This window comes from Chryseobacterium sp. ON_d1 (assembly GCF_006829085.1).
In the GTDB taxonomy this organism is placed as follows: domain Bacteria; phylum Bacteroidota; class Bacteroidia; order Flavobacteriales; family Weeksellaceae; genus Chryseobacterium.
This window is the reverse complement of the sequence record NZ_BJTC01000028.1, coordinates 1-2,032: the sequence shown is the minus strand read 5'-3', so window position 1 is coordinate 2,032 and position 2,032 is coordinate 1. Positions and strand designations below refer to the sequence as shown.

Below are 2,032 nucleotides of genomic sequence, written 5' to 3'. Positions count from 1 at the left end.
TGAAGCAGAGAAGTATTCCACCTACATCAATTGGCTGGGCAGGGTTGACAGAGATTCTACGCTGGAATACTGGAAAAAGTATCTTGACGGGTTAAATTCAGCAACCCTTATTCCGTTTGAAAAGCAGGAACAGAAAGAAAAGCCTGATTTCATTACTGAAAAGCTTACTGTAACAGGGAATGATTATATAGGGATCACCCAGTTCTGCCAGGAATGTGGCATTACGTTGAACACATATGTTCAGGGAGTATGGTCTTATCTTTTGAGCCGTTATAACCGATCCAGTGAAGTTGTATTTGGAAGTGTCGTATCGGGTCGTCCTGCAGAAGTTCGGGGTATTGAGAATATGGTAGGTCTGTTTATCAATACGATTCCTGTTCGTATTACGCTGAACGGGGATGATACTCCGCGAAGTCTTTTAAATAAGGTTCATGAGGATTCTATAAAAAGTACAGGCTACCATTTTAACAGTCTGGCTGAGATACAGGCTTTGTCTTCTTTAGGAGTAGATCTGATCAGCAATATTCTTGTTTTTGAAAATTATGTAAAGAATGAAGAGGGAGAAAACCTGATAAAAGATGTGAAAGTTTTTGATGAGTCCAATTATAATTTTACATTAGCGGTAGAGCCTTATAAAACTCATTTAAATATAGATTTGGAATATAATGCGTCAGTATATTCGGAGAATGTCCGGTTTATATTGAGCCATATAAAAAATCTTATGGAGAGTTTTATCACTTCTCCTGATACTCCTCTTCGGGAGCTGGATTATGTAAGTTCATCGGAAAAGGAAAGATTATTAATAAATTTTAACTCAACTGAAGTTAAATATTCTACAGAAGAAACACTGATCAGTCTGTTTGAGTTACAGGTATCCCAAACTCCTGAATTGCAGGCTGTAATTTTTGAAGACGTATCTTTAAGTTACAGAGCGTTAAATAATCAATCTTCCTGTTTAGCAGCACAATTGCAGAAAAACTATGGGATAAAGAAAGGAGATTTTATAGGGGTTATGATCGATCGTAGTGAGAAACAGATCATCTCCATTTTAAGTATATTAAAATTAGGGGCTGTATATGTTCCAATAGATTCACAGCTTCCGGATTCGAGAAAATCAATAATGGCATCAGATCTGAAATTACTTATTACAGAATCTTTCCATTTCTTTGATATAGATTTTTATTCCGGTGAATCTTTTGCAATTGATGTGGAATTTATAGAAGAAAATTCAGCAGATTTTAAAACAGAACAGCTAGATTCAGAGGACCTTGCCTATATCATTTATACTTCAGGGTCTACAGGAGAGCCTAAAGGAGTATTAAGCACTCATGGAGGAATCCTGAATACCATAAAATCTCAGATACATTTATTTAATGTAGCAGAGTACAGTCATATAGCTCAGTTTGCTTCATTTTCATTTGACGCTTCAATTTCAGAGATTTTTATGACATTGTTATCAGGAAAATCTCTTCATATCCTTGGAGATACCATTCGTAAGAATTCTTTTGCATTTGAAGATTATGTAACAGAACATAAGATAGATTTTGTGACACTGCCTCCTGCTTTTTTCAACTTATTAGATACGGATAAACTGAAGTCTATGAAGGGACTGATTACAGCTGGTGAATCCGCAACAATCGGTAAAACAAAGGAATATATTAAATATGGGGATTTTTATAATGCCTATGGTCCAACTGAAACAAGTATTTGTGCTACTGTATATAAAATAGCAAAGGGCAGTGATTTAGAATTATCTGTAATTCCTATCGGTAAGCCTATTTCCAATACCCAGATTTACATCTTGGATGATTATGGTCATCAGGTTCCTATCGGTGTAGCGGGAGAGCTTTATATCTCGGGATCTGGTCTTGCGAGAGGGTATCTTAACCGTGAAGAATTAACTGTTTCAAGGTTTGTATCCAATCCTTTTGTTCCCGGCAGCAGGATGTACCGTACCGGTGATCTTGGGAGGTGGCTTCCCGACGGCAATATTGAATATTTGGGCCGTATAGACCACCAGGTAAAGATCCGT

The 2,032-nt window shown here is 36.9% G+C and carries 1 protein-coding gene; it reads left to right on the top strand.

All coding sequences use genetic code 11. From position 1 onward, the window contains the following. Window positions 1-2,032, top strand: a 2,032-nt coding sequence (locus CRS_RS24270) for an amino acid adenylation domain-containing protein (RefSeq protein WP_142726512.1), incomplete at both ends; no start/stop codon positions are given.